Origin of the sequence: Brevibacillus sp. NPDC058079, assembly GCF_042885155.1 — a bacterium.
In the GTDB taxonomy this organism is placed as follows: domain Bacteria; phylum Bacillota; class Bacilli; order Brevibacillales; family Brevibacillaceae; genus Brevibacillus.
In genome coordinates, this window is sequence record NZ_JBHVSO010000017.1 from 50366 (window position 1) to 68812 (window position 18447).

The 18447-nt window shown below is 48.2% G+C and carries 15 protein-coding genes; 12 read left to right on the forward strand and 3 right to left on the reverse strand.

Annotated elements, in window-relative coordinates; translation table 11 throughout:
• The first annotated feature begins 19 nt into the window (after positions 1-19).
• The 9 genes from ACFVS2_RS30955 to ACFVS2_RS30995 all read left to right on the forward strand — a co-directional run bounded on the left by ACFVS2_RS30955 (position 20) and on the right by ACFVS2_RS30995 (position 11309).
• A complete protein-coding gene (locus tag ACFVS2_RS30955; RefSeq protein ID WP_026043384.1) occupies positions 20-409 on the forward strand; it encodes a c-type cytochrome in 390 nt (129 codons plus the stop codon).
• Between the two features lie 136 nt (positions 410-545).
• A complete protein-coding gene (gene argC, locus ACFVS2_RS30960) occupies positions 546-1586 on the forward strand; it encodes an N-acetyl-gamma-glutamyl-phosphate reductase (RefSeq protein WP_390240273.1) in 1041 nt (346 codons plus the stop codon).
• A gap of 13 nt (positions 1587-1599) precedes the next feature.
• Positions 1600-2397, forward strand: a complete 798-nt coding sequence (argB, locus tag ACFVS2_RS30965) for an acetylglutamate kinase (RefSeq protein ID WP_390240275.1) — start codon at positions 1600-1602, stop codon at positions 2395-2397.
• A gap of 18 nt (positions 2398-2415) precedes the next feature.
• On the forward strand, positions 2416-3600 hold the full coding sequence (locus ACFVS2_RS30970) for an aspartate aminotransferase family protein (RefSeq protein WP_390240277.1): 1185 nt from the start codon (positions 2416-2418) through the stop codon (positions 3598-3600).
• A gap of 148 nt (positions 3601-3748) precedes the next feature.
• Positions 3749-4855, forward strand: coding sequence for a carbamoyl phosphate synthase small subunit (locus ACFVS2_RS30975; RefSeq protein ID WP_173619631.1), 1107 nt, complete (start codon positions 3749-3751; stop codon positions 4853-4855).
• Positions 4848-8090, forward strand: a complete 3243-nt coding sequence (carB, locus tag ACFVS2_RS30980; RefSeq protein WP_390240280.1) for a carbamoyl-phosphate synthase (glutamine-hydrolyzing) large subunit — start codon at positions 4848-4850, stop codon at positions 8088-8090. The genes ACFVS2_RS30975 and carB overlap by 8 nt, the downstream gene beginning before the upstream one ends.
• Entirely contained in the window at positions 8035-9006 is a 972-nt protein-coding gene (gene argF, locus ACFVS2_RS30985) for an ornithine carbamoyltransferase (RefSeq protein WP_390240282.1), read from the forward strand. Before carB ends, argF begins: the two co-directional genes overlap by 56 nt.
• Before the next feature lie 430 nt (positions 9007-9436).
• Positions 9437-9988, forward strand: a complete 552-nt coding sequence (locus ACFVS2_RS30990) for a DUF5317 family protein (protein WP_173619629.1) — start codon at positions 9437-9439, stop codon at positions 9986-9988.
• On the forward strand, positions 9972-11309 hold the full coding sequence (locus ACFVS2_RS30995) for an HD-GYP domain-containing protein (protein WP_173619628.1): 1338 nt from the start codon (positions 9972-9974) through the stop codon (positions 11307-11309). The genes ACFVS2_RS30990 and ACFVS2_RS30995 overlap by 17 nt, the downstream gene beginning before the upstream one ends.
• A gap of 28 nt (positions 11310-11337) precedes the next feature.
• On the opposite strand, the gene ACFVS2_RS31000 is transcribed toward ACFVS2_RS30995, so the two are convergent.
• On the reverse strand, positions 11338-11877 hold the full coding sequence (locus ACFVS2_RS31000) for a histidine phosphatase family protein (protein WP_390240284.1): 540 nt from the start codon (positions 11875-11877) through the stop codon (positions 11338-11340).
• 276 nt (positions 11878-12153) lie between these two features.
• Here ACFVS2_RS31000 and ACFVS2_RS31005 point away from each other — a divergent pair, with 276 nt between their 5' ends.
• On the forward strand, positions 12154-13413 hold the full coding sequence (locus ACFVS2_RS31005) for an argininosuccinate synthase (protein ID WP_390240286.1): 1260 nt from the start codon (positions 12154-12156) through the stop codon (positions 13411-13413).
• On the forward strand, positions 13410-14855 hold the full coding sequence (gene argH / locus ACFVS2_RS31010) for an argininosuccinate lyase (RefSeq protein ID WP_007718258.1): 1446 nt from the start codon (positions 13410-13412) through the stop codon (positions 14853-14855). Before ACFVS2_RS31005 ends, argH begins: the two co-directional genes overlap by 4 nt.
• Before the next feature lie 59 nt (positions 14856-14914).
• On the opposite strand, the gene ACFVS2_RS31015 is transcribed toward argH, so the two are convergent.
• A complete protein-coding gene (locus tag ACFVS2_RS31015) occupies positions 14915-15826 on the reverse strand; it encodes an acetamidase/formamidase family protein (protein WP_390240288.1) in 912 nt (303 codons plus the stop codon).
• A gap of 139 nt (positions 15827-15965) precedes the next feature.
• Here ACFVS2_RS31015 and ACFVS2_RS31020 point away from each other — a divergent pair, with 139 nt between their 5' ends.
• Positions 15966-17066, forward strand: a complete 1101-nt coding sequence (locus ACFVS2_RS31020) for a GerAB/ArcD/ProY family transporter (RefSeq protein ID WP_390240290.1) — start codon at positions 15966-15968, stop codon at positions 17064-17066.
• 56 nt (positions 17067-17122) lie between these two features.
• Here the strand turns inward: ACFVS2_RS31020 and ACFVS2_RS31025 are convergent, their stop codons facing one another.
• Positions 17123-18280 (reverse strand): iron-containing alcohol dehydrogenase, encoded by a 1158-nt coding sequence (locus ACFVS2_RS31025; protein ID WP_390240292.1) that lies wholly within the window; start codon positions 18278-18280, stop codon positions 17123-17125.
• Between the last annotated feature and the right edge of the window lie 167 nt (positions 18281-18447).

Below are 18447 nucleotides of genomic sequence, written 5' to 3' on the forward strand. Positions count from 1 at the left end.
AAAAAAGGAGGGAACAGCCTTGAAACGTATTCCACTCGTTTTGACAGCGGCTGTACTCGCATTCTCGCTAAGTGCCTGTGGTACCAGCAAGCAAACACAGCCGCCAGCACAACAACCAGCGACAGAAACGCCGGCAGCTGAAAAACCAGCGACAGAAACACCTTCGACGACGCCATCCGGCAGCTATGATGCAGCCACTGCTGAAACCATGTTCAAAAATACCTGTGCAGGCTGCCACGGACAGACGTTGGAAGGGGCAGTTGGACCGAACTTGCAAAAGATCGGTAGTCAGTTGAACAAGGAGCAGATCCTGGGCATTTTGGAAAAAGGAAAAGGATCAATGCCTCCGGGTCTCGTCAAAGGAAAAGATGCAGAAAACATCGCTGCATGGTTAGCGGACAAAAAGTAAACAGGGCAACAAACCAGCGCTCGAGCAATCGGGCGCTTTTTTCTTTGGACCTAAAAAAGTTTTTCTGTTGTATTCTATATGGATTTTTATTATTATTCATGTATAAAAATACAGAATAGAATAAAGGGGAGAGAGCATGGTTCGGGTCGGGATTGTTGGAGCAACGGGGTATGGTGGCGCGGAGTTGATCCGTCTTTTGGCTGGGCATCCGCATGTTGAGATTGCCAATTTATATTCAAGTTCATCAGAAGGAGAAAGCTTAGAAAAATCGTTTCCACATGCAGCTGGGCTCGGGTTGCCCACATTGTCACCGATTGATGCAGACAGCATGAGCGGTGTGAACGATTTGATCTTCCTCGCTACGCCTGCGGGAGTAAGTAGCGGGCTGTCTCCAAAGCTGGTCGAAAAAGGCGTAAAGGTCATTGATTTATCTGGGGATTTTCGTCTAGAAAACGGTGCGGTCTACCAAACGTGGTACAAACATGAGCCGGCCCCTTCCCAATGGGTAGAAACAGCGGTTTATGGTTTAACCGAGTGGAATCAAGAGCAAGTGGCAGGTGCCAGTCTCATAGCAAATCCAGGCTGCTATCCAACTGCTACGCTCCTCGCCCTGCTTCCGCTGGTGAAGACAGGCTGGGTGCAGCCTAACAGCTGGATCGTCGATGCCAAATCAGGTGTGTCCGGTGCTGGACGTGGAGTATCGCTCGGTGTTCATTACTGCGAGATTAATGAGAGCATTCATGCATATAAAGTTGCGAATCATCAGCATACACCAGAGATTGAACAGGAGCTGCAAAAACAAAGCGGGGAAGAGACGCTTGTTCAATTTACGCCACATCTAGTACCGATGACCCGAGGGATTTTAGTCACGGCTTACGGACAACTAACCACTGATGTCACACAAGCACAAATCCAGGAGCTATACGAAGCTACTTATGCGGATAAGCCTTTTGTGCGTGTACGTCCTGCAGGCAGTCATCCACATACGAAAGAAGTTTATGGTTCCAATTACTGCGATATCGCTATTCATGTTGATCAGCGCACGAAGCGTGTTATTTTGCTGTCAGTAATCGATAACATGATGAAGGGCGCAGCTGGTCAAGCTGTGCAAAACATGAATGCCATGTTTGATTTGCCTGAGAAAACGGGCTTGCCACTTGTACCCGTGTACCCGTAGAGGAGGAGAGCAGATGCAAGGAATTGTCGTGATCAAATGTGGCGGTAGCACCATGGATCAGCTACCTGACTCCTTCTTTCAGGCGATTGCCGGACTGCAGGCGCAAGGACAAGAGATCGTCATCGTCCATGGGGGCGGACCAGCCATTAACAGTATGCTCGATCGAGTTCAGATCACTCCGCAATTTGTCGATGGGCTTCGTGTTACCTGCGAGGACACGCTGCGTGTTGTAGAGATGGTCTTGTGCGGTAGTATCAATAAGACGCTGGTAAAAAGGCTGACGCAGGCAGGAGCCAAGGCATGGGGAGTTAGTGGCATCGATGGTCAGACTCTTTTGGCAACAAAAACGCCAAAGCCACTCGGATGGGTAGGAGAAATCAAGAAGGCTGATACGACCATTCCGAAAGCGATTCTTGGGCAGGGCTATGTCCCGGTGATTGCTCCCCTTTCCGTTAGTGAAGATGGCACAGAGACATTTAATGTCAATGCTGATGTAGCCGCAGGAGTGATTGCAGCAGCACTTAGCGCCGAAAAACTGATCATGGTGACTGACGTTCCGGGCATCATGCAACCTCAGCCAGACGGAACCAAGGCAGTAGTGCCAGCCACAAGTGCAGAAGAGATTCAGAGAATGATTCGGGCAGAGATTATTACTGGTGGTATGATTCCGAAGGTTCAGGCAGCTCTCGATGCTCTTGGACAGGGTGTGGACCAGGTTGTCATCTGCCGGGGAACCGCTGAAGATCTGCTCGGTGTTTGTGCGGGGCAGGCAGTTGGGACAACCGTTCGTATGAATGTTAATTACGCTTAGGTGAGGAGGGAAATGAATATGCATACAACAACAACAACGCCTGTGCATCTCATGAATAACTATGCGAGATGGCCAATCAGTTTGGTAAAAGGACAAGGAAACCAGGTGTGGGATGATCAAGGCAAGCAATATCTCGATTTTACCTCAGGAATTGCCGTGACCTCGTTAGGGCATGTCCCGCCAAAAGTAACGGCAAAGCTGCACGAACAGCTCGATACGTTGTGGCATTGCTCGAATCTGGTGCATGTTCCTCAGCAAGAGATTTTGGCGGAAAAGCTGAGCCGTCTGTCTGGACTGGATCAAGCTTTTTTCTGCAACAGTGGGGCGGAGGCGAATGAAGGGTTGATCAAGCTCGCCCGCCGCTATGCACAAAAAGTAAAAGGGACTGACCGTTACGAAATCATCAGCTTTGAACAGTCTTTTCATGGACGGACATTGGCTACCCTGACGGCTACTGGACAGGAAAAGGTGAAGGACGGATTCGCACCATTGCCGCAAGGATTTGTCACCGTTCCTTACAACGACCTTGATGCAGTCAAGTCAGCAATTACAGACAAGACATGCGCGATCATGCTGGAGCTGGTTCAGGGTGAAGGCGGCGTACATCCGGCAGAAGAGGCGTGGGTGAAGGCGCTGCGTGAATTGTGCGATACGCACGGATTGCTCCTGTTAATCGATGAGATACAGACTGGGGTTGGTCGCACGGGTACATGGTTTGCCTTCCAGCAATATGACGTGAAGCCAGATGCGATTTCATTGGCAAAAGGCTTGGGAAGTGGGTTCCCGATTGGTGCGGTTGTCTCGACTAAGGAAGTAGCAGAAGCGTTTGCTCCGGGTACGCATGGGACTACTTTTGGCGGGAATCCATTGGCAGCAACTGCTGGAATCGCGACACTTGCGACGATGGAAGAAGAGCAGATTTTGGAGCGGGTAGCCCATATCCATGACGTATTGATCAAAGAGCTGGAGAAGCTCAAGGCAGAGCATCCAGACAAAGTGGTTACGGTTCGGGGAAAAGGATTGCTTCTCGGTGTGGAGCTAACGATTCCTGCTGGTGAGCTGGTTGCGTATGCACGGGAAAAAGGAGTCATTCTGCTGATGGCTGGTCCACAAGTAGTGAGACTCTTGCCTTCGTTTGTAACGACCGATAATGAAGTAAAGCAGGCCGTTGCTGTATTAAGCGAGGCGCTATCTCAGGTTTAGATGAAAAAGCAAAGAATGCAACGAGTGAAAGTGGTCAAAAAACTCGTTGCATTTTTATAATCTCAAATGTATATTAATACAAAAGGTTGCATAAATTTTCGATAAGAGCGATCAGTCCGGTGCCCATTGGAGAGGAGTGGCTTTATAGATGGATAGAGAGAATCAATCGTTAGGAACAGGATATTTAACGCTGGAGAACGGCGAGGTTTTTACAGGGAAGCTGTATGGCGCCCCAATTAACGGATTCGGAGAAGTGGTTTTTCATACAGGAATGACGGGGTATCAAGAGGTGATGACAGACCCTTCTTTTGCAGGGCAAATCGTTACGTTCACGTATCCCTTGATCGGAAACTACGGGATCAACGAAAAGGATTATGAGGCAGCCAAGCCAGCTTTGACAGGGATGATTGTCAGCGAGCTATGCATGGAGCCAAGCCATTACGAATCAAACATGACTTTGGCCCAAGCGGCAGAAGCATTTGGATTCCCGATCCTTGCAGGGATTGATACGCGAACGATTACAAAGCGCGTCCGTCAAGACGGTACTGTATTCGGTGTCATTTCCGATCAGCCTATGCAGGTGGAGGAAGTTGTGTCCCTGCGCTACAAGCACGCCAAGAAATCATTAGTTGCCAATGTATCCAGACAACAGGTAGAGCGGTACCCAGGAATAGGGGAGCATGTCGTCTTGATTGACCTCGGCATGAAGCAATCGATTTTGGATGCTCTTCTCCAGCAGGGCTGCCGTGTTACGGTCGTTCCTTTTGATACGAGTTTTGCCCAAATCAATGCTCTCGCACCAGACGGCTTGTTATTTTCCAATGGGCCTGGCGATCCGGAGCACTTGCTTGCGTATTGCAGCGAATGGCGCAAAGCCGTGGAGCAGTACCCGACATTGGGCATTTGTTTGGGGCATCAAGTATTGGCATTGATGTACGGCGGCAAGACAGAAAAGCTCGCATACGGTCACCGCGGCAGCAATCATCCGGTCAAGGATCTGATGACTGGCAAAGTATATATGAGTTCACAAAATCACGGGTACGTGGTCAAGGAAGAGTCTCTGGATAAACGTCAGTTAACGGTTTCCTATCGCAATGTCAATGACGGTTCAGTCGAAGGATTGCGACACGTCAGTCTGCCTGTTTTCAGTGTGCAGTTCCATCCGGAAGCACATCCGGGCCCTAGTGATACGTCCCACATTTTCCACCAATTCTTGCAGTCGATGCGCGTAGTAGGAGCGAAGAGATATGCCTAAATTGCCACACATTCATAAAGTATTGGTCATCGGTTCTGGTCCGATCGTCATCGGGCAGGCAGCGGAGTTTGATTATGCAGGTGCACAGGCTTGCCTTTCCCTAAAAGAAGCTGGCGTGCAGGTCGTGCTGGTGAACAACAATCCGGCAACGATCATGACAGATGAACAAGTAGCGGACAAAGTATATCTGGAGCCGCTCACGGTGGAATCCGTGACAGCTATTATCGCAAAAGAGCGTCCCGATGGCCTCTTGCCTACGTTAGGCGGCCAAACGGGACTTAATCTTGCTGTTTCGCTGGCAGAAGCGGGCGTGCTGGAAAAATACAGTGTGCAGCTGTTGGGTACGCCGTTGGCTGCCATTCAAAACGGGGAAGACCGTGAGCTGTTCAAGCAATTGATGCAACAAATCGGAGAGCCTGTTCCAGAGAGCGATACAGTCGAATCTGTAGAAGCAGCAATCGAGTTTGCGAACGCGATAGGGTATCCAGTGATTGTCCGTCCTGCTTATACACTCGGAGGAGCAGGTGGCGGGATCGCAGGGGATGAAGCGTCCTTGCGAAAGGTTGCAGCCGGTGGCATTGCGGCTAGCCCAATTGGTCAGGTATTAATTGAGCGCAGTGTAAAAGGCTGGAAAGAGATTGAATACGAGGTCATGCGGGACGCAAATGATACCTGCATAATCGTGTGCAATATGGAAAATTTGGACCCAGTAGGTATTCATACGGGAGACAGTATTGTCGTCGCGCCCTCTCAGACGCTGACAGATCGCCAGTACCAAATGCTGCGCAGCGTATCAACGAAAGTGATTCGTTCGCTTGGGGTAGTAGGCGGTTGCAATATTCAATTTGCGCTTGATCCGAATTCCGATCGGTATGTGCTGATCGAAGTAAATCCTCGTGTCAGTCGTTCAAGTGCGTTGGCGTCTAAAGCAACAGGCTATCCAATCGCGCGGATCGCCGCCAAGCTCGCATTGGGCTACGGACTGGATGAGGTACTCAATCCAATCACGGGCTATACGTACGCTAGCTTTGAACCAGCGTTGGACTACATCGTTGTCAAAATACCACGCTTCCCATTTGACAAATTCCCACTGGCAGACCGCAAGCTGGGGACGCAAATGAAAGCGACTGGCGAGGTCATGTCGATCGCCCGCAATCTGGAAGCAGGACTTTTGAAGGCAGTTCGTTCTCTGGAACAGGGCTGCACACATTTGACTCGACCAGAGCTGGCATCCTGGACGCGTGAGGAGCTTGCACATTCCTTACAGGAAGCGACTGATATCAGACTGTTTGTTTTTGCTGAGGCGATCCGCAAAGGCTTTACAGAAAGTGAGCTGCACAGTCTGACTGGTGTCGATCCGTTTTTCTTGCGGAGCTTGCGTAAAATCGTGGACTTGGAAGTAGAGCTGTCTTGCCACGATAGGAAAACACTGACCCCAGAGCTGTTGTTGGAAGCAAAGCGTCGCGGGTTTGCCGATGAAACCATCGCTTCACTAGTGGGTGCTACACCTACCGAAATCAAATCACTTCGTCAAGAATCGGGCATTACGCCTACTTATAAAATCGTGGACACGTGTGCAGCAGAATTTGATGCCCAAACCCCTTACTACTATTCAGATTGGCAAGGAATAGATGAGGTCGAGTCACTGTCTGGCCGCAAAGTACTGGTACTTGGCTCAGGTCCCATTCGCATCGGTCAGGGTATCGAGTTTGACTACTGCTCCGTACATGCAGCCAAAGCACTTCAGGCAAGCGGTATTGCTGCTGTCGTTGTGAACAACAACCCAGAGACGGTCAGCACTGACTATGAAACAGCCGACCATCTTTATTTTGAACCGCTTCACGTAGAAGACGTGCTGCATATCGCAGAACGCGAACAGGTGGAGGGCGTCATGGTTCAGTTTGGGGGTCAAACCGCAATCAATCTGGCAGCAAAGCTGGAGCATGCGGGTCTGCAAGTAATGGGTACGTCGCTTACAGCCATCGAACGTGCGGAGGATCGCGAGCTGTTCTACGCCATGCTGCGCAAGCTGGACATTCCTCATATCCCCGGTAAAGGAGTATCGTCTTTGGCGGATGCGACCGCGATAGCGGATGAAATCGGCTTCCCTGTTTTGATGCGACCTTCGTACGTCATCGGCGGGCAAGGTATGGTAGTAGTCCACAATATCGAGGAACTGCAAGCTACCATTCACGACTGGCTGAACCATCCGGACATGAGCATGTTTTTCCCACTTCTCGTGGATAAATACGTCCCAGGCAAGGAAGCAGAAGTAGATGCGGTATGCGACGGACAATCTGTCATTATCCCAGGGATTTTCCAGCATGTGGAGAGAGCGGGCATCCACTCTGGTGACAGTGTAGCCTTGTTCCCAGCTCCTCAACTGACGGATGACATCAAGCACAAAATCGCGAGCTATACAGAAGCAATCGCGAGGGAAATGGAAGCGGTCGGGTTAATCAATATCCAGTTCGTCATTGATGGCGAAACGGTTTATGTACTGGAGGTAAATCCTCGTGCTTCACGGACCGTGCCGATTACGAGCAAAGTGACGGGCATCCCGATGGTTCAATTAGCGGTTCGCGCACAATTGGGTGAAAAGCTGTCGGAGATGGGCTATGGTACAGGGCTTTTGCCAGAGATTCCGTTTGCAGTCGTCAAGGCGCCAGTTTTCTCCACGATCAAGCTGAACGGCGTAGACCCGGTACTAGGTCCAGAGATGAAATCGACGGGCGAAGTTCTTGGCCTGGGGCATTCTTTCGAAGAGGCAGCAGGCAAAGCCTTTGCTTTCAAAGACAATTTGTACGGCGACTGGCAAAAAGGTCAGTTGGTCATGATTTCTCTGGCAGATGGAGATAAGCAGGACGGCGTAAGAGAGTCGATTGGACAAATTCAAGCAGACGGTGCCAATCTGGCGGCGACTCCGGGAACGGCCGAGTGGCTGAAAGCCGAAGGAATTGTCGTGAAGCATGTCGTGGCAGATGAAGCGGCGTGGATCGAGCTATTGCAAAAGGAAGAAGCGGCCTTTGCAATCGTTACTGCGACGAAAGGCAATCGTCAGGGCCGGACAGGATTTGCTCTGCGAAGCCGTCTGGTACAACAAGGTGTGCCGTTGTTCTCCGCTGTCGATACGTTCGAGTTATACGTGAAGTCTATTATGAAGAAAAGAGGTGGCTCGTATGCAGCCTGTGAAGATATTGGAACACTTTCAAAACTTACCGTTACAAAAGCATAAAGGAAAAGATTTCTTACGCGTCGATGAATTCAACGGAGAGGAATTGATGGAGCTGCTTCATCTGTCTGCTCACGTCAAGCAATTGCAAAAGCTGGGACAGCCATTCCAGCCTTTGCAAGGCAAGACGTTGGGGATGATCTTTGACAAGGCTTCGACCCGCACGCGCGTCTCCTTTGAAGTAGGGATGCATCAGTTGGGCGGCTTGGGGATGTTCATGAGCGGAAAAGAGCTACAGCTCGGACGCGGGGAGCCGATCAGCGACACAGCGAAAGTTCTCTCTCGGTACGTGGATGCCATCATGATTCGCACCTTTTCCCACTCTTATGTAGAAGAGCTTGCCGAGCACGCGTCGATCCCCATTATCAATGGCTTGACCGATCTGTACCATCCGTGTCAGGCGTTGGCTGATCTGCTTACGATCTGGGAGCATAAAGGCAAGCTGAAAGGAGTCAAGCTCGCCTATGTAGGAGACGGTAACAACGTGGCGAATTCACTGGTGCTGGGCGCAGCTCTGCTAGGTCTGGATGTGCGGGTGGCGACTCCGGTAGGCTACGAAATGGATGCAACAATTGTCGCAAAGGCTACAGAATACGCGAAACAAAGTGGTGGAAACATGATGGTGACCACCGATCCGACAGAGGCTGTCACGGGGGCAGATGCTGTATACACGGACGTTTGGACTAGTATGGGTTTTGAAGAAGAAAATGAGGTGCGATTGAAAGCATTTGCCGACTATCAAGTGAACGAAAAATTGGTAGCAGCGGCAGATCGTGATTATCTCTTCTTGCACTGCTTGCCAGCACATCGTGGGGAAGAAGTGACAACCGGGGTCATCGACGGATCGCGCTCTGTCATTTTTGATCAGGCTGAAAATAGATTGCACGCACAAAAGGCGATATTGGCGGCGCTGGTGTGAACATAGTTCTAGTTAAATAGAACTAGCTGTAATTAAATCGAATAGACTATGAATCTATGATTGCCGAATTTTGTCACTTATGTGTAAAATAAAGGTAGGAAAGAAGCAAAGAAGTACGGACTGTATCTGGTCGCTTGGTCCGTATGGAGCCAGTAGCGAATCCAACCTTTTCCATAACGGAAAAGGAAAGAGGAGCAGGGGCTGTACTTGGTCGCTTGGCCTCTGCATCACGGACAGTAGCGAAGCCAGCTTTCTCCACTATGCCTGAAGGGGGGAAAAGAAAATGAAAAAATGGTTCGCGGCAATTATGATGGTGGTTGCAATCGTAGCAGCTACTTCTGCAAACTTCCATATTGGATAATAAGCGTATTGGAGAAACAAACACCGCTTGGCTGAGTGGTGTTTTTTCTTCAAGCTTGGAGGAAACAACATGCTATTGGATGTAATTGCCCTATCTTTTCTCGTAGCATTGCTGCGAGGGGGAAGAATCAAGGAATTTCCTAAATTCAATCAACTAAAACTTCTTATCGTTACCATATTGCTGCAGGCTTGTGCAGTCATCTTCCCTACGATCGGTGGCCTTTTCATATCGATCGCGTATGTGTTTATTTTGGCTTTCCTCGTTTTTAATCGAGAATTTGAAGATATGCGGATATTTTTAATCGGCTGGTTTCTGAATGCGATTGCAATTTGGTCTAACAATGGAAAAATGCCAATCGATTTAGTCCAAGCAGCAAAGCTTCCTTATGATTTAGAACCAGTTATAAATGGAACGAATTTCAAGCATAGTGTATTGACGGAAAGTTCAAATTTTCCATTTTTGACCGATGTCATCTACATGCCATCTATCATTCCTCGGATTATTAGCATCGGCGATATTTTTATTATGTTAGGAGCCTTTTTACTTGTTCAGCGATTGATGAATAAACCTATTTCATTACTACAACTTCGCGAAGGTAAAAGTTATGCGACAAAAAACTAATTATGCGGTTTGGATAAAGGGGATTGTTGTACAGGTTGGATTTGTCATTGCAGCAATCTATATTTTTTACACATCTTCATCTGAATGGACTGCTCGTGAGCATTGGGGGGTATTATCTACCTATACCCTCTTGACCATTTTCTCCTGTTTTGCTCCCGTGCGTATATCGAATACGATTTTAACAGTGAACAATGCTGTAATCTTTTCGGGTATTTTGTTGTACGGAGTATGGGTCGGAGTATGGGCTGCTGTTATTGAATCTTTAATCATTGCTTTCCTGGTAAGGTTTAATCCGCTAAAAGCTATCATTAATATTGGGCAATTGCTAATGACAATATGGACAGTAGCGTTTTTGAAGGATTGGATCGAGGGCTTCGGAACCATTTCTCCCATTATTAGCGATTTGTTTTTGGCTGGTGTGTATTGGTTTGTGAACCTGATTTTATGTGGATTGGGTATCTCCTATTTTCATCAAATGACTTGGGCGAGAACCGTAAAGATGATGGCAAAAGGCTTCACCTCGACTTACTTGCTGCTTTTAATTCTAGCCGGAGTAGGTTCACGGTTAGTAGAGTCATATGGCCCGCTAACACTAATTCCTATGATGATTGCGTTTATTACGATCAGCTACGTATTTCATCATTACTATGACAACCTTCAAAGGCTTCAGCAAAAAGTAGAAGAGGTCAAATCATTCAATCACAACTTCTTAACGACGATGGCTGCTTCCATTGACGCACGAGATCGATACACAAGTGGACATTCTCAGCGTGTAGCTTACTGGGGAAGAGAAATTGCGAGAGATATTGGTTTATCCGAAAGAAAAGTGGAGGATGTTTATATCGGGGGAATCCTGCACGACATTGGAAAAATCGGCATCGAAGACGAAATTCTCAATAAAAAAGGAAAGTTGACCCCGGAAGAGTATGACAAGATCAAGCAGCACACGGTCATTGGCTACGAAATTATTTTGCAAGCAGGGATGTTCAATGAATTGCTTCCTGCGATCCGCTCCCATCATGAGCGAATAGACGGAAGGGGATACCCGGATGGTTTAGCTGGGGATGAGATACCACTGATGGCGAGAATTTTAGCCATTTCAGACGCTTTCGATGCGATGGTCGCGGACAGGCCATATCGAAAAGGCTTGCCTGTGGAGGAAGCGCTTCAAGAAATCAGACGGGGCTCCGGTACCCAATTTGATCCGATATTGGCGGAGCATTTTATCAGAATCGTTCAGCGACTGCCATACGAAGAGTTGCAGAGCATTATCGGAATGGAGTCCATCCCACAAAAACAGTTACAGGAGGCAATCAGATAAGCTGCCCCTTGTAACTGTTTTTATTCGTTTACGACCATATGCGGACGAGCTCTTTGGTTTCTAAATGGTAGGTAAGCTTGAATACATCTGGATTGCTTAATTTCTCCCAATCGTGAAAGCCAAAGCGGTCATCAATTGATTTCATGAGTAAGGCCAGCAGGCATCCGTGGCTAACAAGCACGATTTCTTTATGCGCATCTGCCAAAATCTCAGTGAGCAATGAATTTACCCGGTTTATAGCAGTAAGACTGGATTCGCCCCCTTCGAATTCAAGCGACAGGTCATTGAACGTATCGCGCAGTCGTTCGAACCAATCTTCACGTGGTACTCCGCTAAGGACGCGCTCAACCAAACGCGTGTCTTCTTCAACCACGATTCCGAGTTCCTGTGCAAGTGGTTGGATGGTAGCAATCGCCCGATGATACGGACTCGAAATGATTCGATCAATGGGGGAACCTGCGAAGAAGGTGGCAAGCTCCCGAGCTTGTACTTCTCCCTTTTCCGTGAGCAGTGCTTCGGGTTCTTGGCCAGCAGCCTGACAATGACGTACCAAATAAATTGTTTTCATAATCCCTCCAACAGATATCTCCTATGGAATTCCTCCTTTCATTCATTCTCTACCTTGGATAAGTTTCCCTTTCAATCTCGCAACGTTTATGCATAAACAGATGATGAGTATGCATAAAAACAAGATACTCTTTATGCGAAAAATGTATAATTCCTCTGCATCTCCGTTTTTGTCTGTGAATTCACAAGAAATATACAAGAAAAATAGTTGTATTTTTATTAGTTCGTTTGTATAATTACTCGCATAAGAGAAACTTCGAAACGGGGAGAGAGAATGATGGCAAAAGATAAAATTGTGTTGGCCTATTCAGGCGGTTTAGATACATCGGTAGCAATTAAATGGTTGCAAGATACGTATAACTACGATGTCATTGCAGTTGCATTGGATGTAGGGGAAGGGAAAGACCTCGATTTCGTACAGAAAAAAGCATTGCAGGTTGGGGTATTGAAATCCATCGTAGTGGATGCAAAAGATGCATTCGCAGAGGAATTTGTATTGCCAGCTCTGAAGGCAAACGCGATGTACGAAGGGAAATATCCGCTAGTGTCTGCACTGTCGCGTTACCTGATTTCGCGCGTGCTGGTTGAAATCGCGGAAAAAGAAGGCGCGGTAGCTGTCGCACACGGTTGCACAGGAAAAGGAAACGACCAGGTACGTTTCGATGTTTCCTTTACAGCGCTGAACCCGGATATCAAAATCGTGGCACCGGTTCGTGAATGGGGCTGGACGCGTGACGAAGAGATCGAATATGCGCAAAAGAACAATATCCCGATCCCAATCGATCTGGACAATCCATACAGCATTGACCAAAACCTGTGGGGCAGAAGCTGCGAGTGCGGTGTTCTGGAAGATCCATGGGCAGCTCCTCCAGAAGGTGCATACGATCTGACGAAGTCGATCACAGATGCACCAGAAGAGGCAGAAGAAATCGAAATCACTTTCGTGCAAGGGAAGCCAACTGCATTGAACGGCGAAGAGCTCCCGCTTGCTGAGCTGATCCTCAAGCTGAACAAAATCGCTGGAAACCATGGCGTAGGCCGCATCGACCATGTGGAAAACCGTTTGGTGGGCATCAAATCTCGCGAAGTTTACGAGACACCGGCTGCGACTACCTTGATTTTGGCTCACCGTGAGCTGGAATTCTTGACGCAACCTCGTGAGGTGGCTCAGTTCAAACCAATTGTCGAACAGAAACTGGCGCAAGTGATTTACGAGGGTCTCTGGTATTCGCCAATTCGCAATGCTGTCCAGGCATTCATTGAAGAAACGCAAAAACACGTAACGGGTGTTGTACGCGTGAAGCTGCACAAAGGACATGCGATTGTTGTAGGCCGTACCTCTGCATCGTCACTCTACAGCCATGAGCTGGCGACTTACAATGCAGGTGACCAATTCGACCACAAAGCAGCACTCGGTTTTATCAAGCTGTGGGGTCTGCCTACAAAGGTATACGCACAGGTAAACGAGGGTGTACTGAACGAGAATAAAAACACTGCCATTAAGATTTTGGATGAAAAGGATGCGATCAAGCAATGAAACTCTGGGGAGGACGCTTCACGAAGCCGACGAATCAACTCGTAGAAGAGTATACCGCTTCTATTTCTTTCGACCAGAAAATGTGGCGACAGGACATCGTCGGAAGCCTGGCTCATGTTGCCATGTTGGGCAAGTGCGGCATCCTGCCGATGGAGGAAGTAAGACAGATCATCGCTGGCTTGAAAAAAGTAAAAGAGAAAATTGAGCGCGGGCAAGCTGAGTTTCTCGTAGCGCATGAAGATGTGCATATGAATATTGAAAAGATGCTGATTGAAGAGATCGGTCCGGTGGGGGGCAAACTCCATACTGGCCGCAGCCGTAATGATCAGGTTGCATTGGATATGCACCTGTACCTCAGAGAAAAGCTGATGGAGATTATCCAATTGGCGATGTATTTGCAAGAGGCATTGCTCGAGCAAGCGAGCCAGCATCTCGATACCGTCATGCCAGGCTATACACATTTGCAGCGTGCGCAACCAGTATTGTTCGGCTATCACTTAATGGCGTATGTGTCCATGCTGCAACGCGATATCGAACGGATGACTGAGACGTGGAAGCGTGTGAATGTGCTACCGCTTGGAGCAGGCGCACTCGCAGGTACGACATTCCCGATCGACCGCACGTTTGTAGCGGAATTGCTGCAATTTGACGGTATCTATCAAAACAGCATGGATGCGGTGAGTGACCGTGACTTCATCGTCGAATTTTTGGCAGACGCTTCTTTGGTCATGACCCATCTTTCCCGTCTATGCGAAGAGCTCGTCATCTGGAGCAGCCAGGAATTCTCCTTTGTGGAGCTAGACGATGCATTTTGCACGGGGTCTAGTATCATGCCGCAAAAGAAAAATCCTGATGTAGCAGAGCTGGTTCGCGGAAAAACAGGGCGTGTTTACGGCAATCTGTTTGGATTGTTGACCGTATTGAAAGGTTTGCCGCTGGCGTACAACAAGGACATGCAAGAAGATAAAGAAGGCATGTTCGATACGGTAGCGACCATTCATGGGGCACTAGCGTTGCTCACGCCGATGATTAAGACGATGCATGTCAAAGCAGATCGCATGCGTCAAGCAGTTACCAACGATTTTTCCAATGCGACAGACTTGGCAGATTACTTGGTTCGCAAAGACATGCCGTTCCGTCAGGCGCATGAAGTCGTAGGGAGAACCGTCTTGTACTGCATCGAGCAGCAAAAATATCTTCTCGATTTGACCTTGGAAGAATTCCAGAGCTTCTCAGAGGATATTGGGGCAGATGTGTATGACGCTCTAGCTGTTGAGACAGTTGTCAATGCACGCAACGTGTTGGGTGGGACCGCTCGTAATCAGGTAGAAGTACAAATTGATTGGTACCGCAAGCAACTGGTAGAAACACATGCTTGGGTGGACAAAAACAGTCAAAAGGTCATGATTGAATCCCTGATCGATGTCGGTTCACCTGCATAAAAACGTACATGTAGGAAAAGCAAAAACCCCAAAGCTTGGGGTTTTTTTGCGTTCTATCCTTATCTACCGATTATTTTTGAATCAAAGCCTAATGAGGTTGCGTACGCTAGAGGCAACTCCATACGGGCTGTCTTTAAAGGATCGACGACCTGACAGATACGCAAATCGCCCGCAGCGGAGAGCAGGAAGGTGGCTTCGGCCTTTTCTACGCCCAGCTCTTCGTGTAGAAATTGTACCATGTTGATTACCGCTCGATCGGCAGCCTTGTCCAGTTCTTTTTCTGACGCAATCGTGATCAGGTGCTCTTGGTTGACTGCCATCGGTAACGGCCACTGCTTTCCTTTTATCACATCGAGCTTTACGGTTACTTCCCCGGCAATTTCCACACCACATACAGCTACTTCACCGTCAGCCATTGCAGCATGAAGGTCACCCAGGGCAAATAATGCGCCGGGAACATTTACGGGTAAAAGCAATGTAGTACCTTCACGCATTTGCTTACAGTCCATGTTGCCGCCGTGATCGCCTGGCGTACCGCACGAAATGGCTTCTTTGGCAGGAGCTGTTCCAATTACGCCAATCATGGGATTGACCGGAACCTGAAGCTTGTCTGACAAGACAGCTTGTCCATCTTGTATCGGAATCATTTTGATCACATTTTCTTGCAGGGCGAATCCCATTACACCCAGTTCTGGTCCAGTAACCATTACGCCTTGATTTTTAATCTCAATTTTCTGAATATGAACAACCAAAATATCGCCTGGTTCTGTTCCTTCTATATAAATAGGGCCGGAAGCAGGGTTGATCCGATTCCAATCAAGCTCTTGAAACACGGTGTCAGCCGATTGGATTTGGTCCTCGAAGCAATCGCAGGTTTCAAACGCTACGATACTGCCTGCTTCTACCTTCAAGACCGGCTGATTCTCAGGAGACATGGCATAAATCACGTCCTGCTTTTTTACTCTGTACATCGTTGCAGTCCTCCAGTCCATTTCGAAATTTACATATATTTCTTTATCATAGCATGAAATGCTTATGTGTTTAGCGCCGAATCATGGAGGAAATAATTGTACAAAGGGATCGAAGGCCTAAAGAGAGCAGGGAGCAATCATGCAAGAGACCAACAAGATCAGTCCCCGTCAACTATTGATGCTCGTCACCCTTGTTACCATTGGGGACTCCGTTCTCGTCCTGCCTGGCATGACGGCTGCACTTGCTAAACAGGATGCGTGGATATCTGTCCTGGTCGGCCTTATGGTGGGACTGCTCAATATTGTCTTACTCATAGCTGTGGGGAAGCTTTATCCGAATCAAAGCTTTTTCACCTTCGTTGATCAAACGGTTGGGAGAGTACTAGGAACGATCATTACACTCTCGTTTATTAGCTATACGCTGTTTTCAGCAGGGGCGCATGTGATGGAAATTGGCGACTTTGTTGGCACGCATCTATTAGTCTCGACTCCAAGATTCGCGATACAGCTGTTGTTTGTCATTGTGATTATGTTTGGTGTCAGTTTGGGACTGCAAACAGTCGCAGAATCGGCAGAAATCTATTTTGTCTGGTTCTTTTTCTTTTTTGGTTTACTCATGATTACTCTACTGCCACAGGCAGAAATATCGAGAATTCAACCTGTATTTGAAAACGGGTGGAAGCCTATTTTGCAGGGATCTACGGCGGCAATTGCCTTTCCTTATTCAGAGCTGGTCATTTTTATGGCGGTTCTTCCGTTTGTCTCGCCCATCCAAAAACGGATGAGATCGTTTTTCTTGGGGACATTGCTTGGGGGAATTGTCCTGTTCATCATCATGCTGATGTGTATTCTTGTTTTGGGGGCAGATCAGACTGCGCGGCATTTTTATCCGACCTATGTTCTCATCAAACAGCTAAAGCTCGGGGATTTCATTCAGCGGCTAGAGGCGATTATTGCGGTGATCTGGTTTATCGCGGTGAGCGTCAAAATTACGCTGTACTGCCTGTTTTTTCATTTGGGAATCCGTCATGTCTTTCGAATCGACAACTTCAAGGTCTTGATCTTGCCGTACATCGTTTTGCTCATGGTGATGTCCACGATATTCTCGCCCAATATTGTCGTCTTTGGAGACATCATTTCGAAGTACTGGCCATTCTATGATTTTACCTACAGCATCGGTGTACCGTTGGTGCTGTTATGCGGAAATCTAATTCGGAAAAAATGGCTGAATCAAAACTGACGATCAAAGTAACAAACGCCGTACTCCCATTTCTGGAAGGCGGCGTTTGTTTGTGTTTACAAAGACATGCGAAGAATCTGTGCCACATCGTCACTCGTCAACGTCTTAAACTGACCGATCGGCCCAAACGGAGTGGCTTTTTCGGCCATGAGTTGCAAGTGCTCATCGGTGATGTCGTAATCAGCAAATCGGGTCGGGGCACCGATACGCGCAAAGAAAGCTTCTGTAGCGGCAATCCCTTCCAAGGCGATCTCATCATCTGTTTTGCTGAAAGGATCGATATTCCATACCTCTGTTGCGAAGCGCACGAAGCGAGCGACGTTTTCACGGTACACATAGCGCATCCATTTCGGGAAGATGATCGCCAGACCGCCACCGTGCGGGATGTCGTAAACAGCACTGACAGCATGCTCAATAGAGTGGGTTGCCCAGTCTGTTGTGACGCCAACCGGGAGTGTGCCGTTCAATGCCATTGTTCCGCAGTACAGGATGTTGGCGCGGGCATCGTAGTCTTCCGGATTGGTGAGGACGCGTTCTGCATTTTCGATGACGGTCTTCATGATCGACTCAGCAAAACGTGTTTGCAATGGAATTTCGGTTGTATGCGTGAAATACTGCTCGAATACATGGGACAAAATGTCGCTGATTCCGTAGATTGTTTGGTCGCGAGGTACGCTAAACGTATGCTCAGGGTCCAGAATCGAAAACGCCGGAAACGTCGTGCCAGCTCCATGCTTTTCTTGTGTCTCCCAGTTGGTGACGACACTTCCCCGGTTCATTTCAGAACCAGTAGCAGCAAGTGTCAGTACGGTACCGAGGGGTAGGGCCTCTTGTGCGACCGCTTTACGCGTATAAAAATCCCATACATCTCCCTCGTAGGGCACACCAATCGCAACTGCTTTGGCCGCGTCGATTACACTGCCTCCACCAACAGCGAGTATCCAATTAACGCCTTCTTGGCGACATAGCTCAATTCCTTTGTTCACGGTACTCAGACGTGGATTTGGCTCCACTCCTGCCAACTCATGCACGCGGCAGCCCGCAGACTGGAGGAGAGAAATCACTTTGTCGTAGAGACCAGTTCGCTTTATACTGCCACCACCATATACCAAAAGAACAGTGGGACCTAGCTGTCTTGCTTTTTCCTCGAGCTGGGCCAATTGACCCCGTCCAAAAATCAGCTGTGTCGGGTTATGGTAAACAAAATTTTCCACGGTATAACCAGCTCCTTTTACATGATGACTTTCTTGTCACACTCATTGTAGCCAACTGTTTTCCATGAAGCTAGGCGGGAATGTGCAATCTTATTTTCTCCCTAATTCGTGACAGTTGTTAACAATCGAAGCTGTTTCGACAAGAAATGAGAGATTTAGTGGATACC

What these genes read in the sequence shown, in the direction of transcription:
- argC (WP_390240273.1), top strand. Translation starts at nt 546, where the DNA reads ATGGTTCGGGTCGGGATTGTTGGAGCAACGGGGTATGGTGGCGCGGAG.
- argB (WP_390240275.1), top strand. Translation starts at nt 1,600, where the DNA reads ATGCAAGGAATTGTCGTGATCAAATGTGGCGGTAGCACCATGGATCAG.
- ACFVS2_RS30970 (WP_390240277.1), top strand. Translation starts at nt 2,416, where the DNA reads ATGCATACAACAACAACAACGCCTGTGCATCTCATGAATAACTATGCG.
- ACFVS2_RS30975 (WP_173619631.1), top strand. Translation starts at nt 3,749, where the DNA reads ATGGATAGAGAGAATCAATCGTTAGGAACAGGATATTTAACGCTGGAG.
- carB (WP_390240280.1), top strand. Translation starts at nt 4,848, where the DNA reads ATGCCTAAATTGCCACACATTCATAAAGTATTGGTCATCGGTTCTGGT.
- argF (WP_390240282.1), top strand. Translation starts at nt 8,035, where the DNA reads ATGCAGCCTGTGAAGATATTGGAACACTTTCAAAACTTACCGTTACAA.
- ACFVS2_RS30990 (WP_173619629.1), top strand. Translation starts at nt 9,437, where the DNA reads ATGCTATTGGATGTAATTGCCCTATCTTTTCTCGTAGCATTGCTGCGA.
- ACFVS2_RS30995 (WP_173619628.1), top strand. Translation starts at nt 9,972, where the DNA reads ATGCGACAAAAAACTAATTATGCGGTTTGGATAAAGGGGATTGTTGTA.
- ACFVS2_RS31000 (WP_390240284.1), bottom strand. Translation starts at nt 11,877, where the DNA reads ATGAAAACAATTTATTTGGTACGTCATTGTCAGGCTGCTGGCCAAGAA.
- ACFVS2_RS31005 (WP_390240286.1), top strand. Translation starts at nt 12,154, where the DNA reads ATGGCAAAAGATAAAATTGTGTTGGCCTATTCAGGCGGTTTAGATACA.
- argH (WP_007718258.1), top strand. Translation starts at nt 13,410, where the DNA reads ATGAAACTCTGGGGAGGACGCTTCACGAAGCCGACGAATCAACTCGTA.
- ACFVS2_RS31015 (WP_390240288.1), bottom strand. Translation starts at nt 15,826, where the DNA reads ATGTACAGAGTAAAAAAGCAGGACGTGATTTATGCCATGTCTCCTGAG.
- ACFVS2_RS31020 (WP_390240290.1), top strand. Translation starts at nt 15,966, where the DNA reads ATGCAAGAGACCAACAAGATCAGTCCCCGTCAACTATTGATGCTCGTC.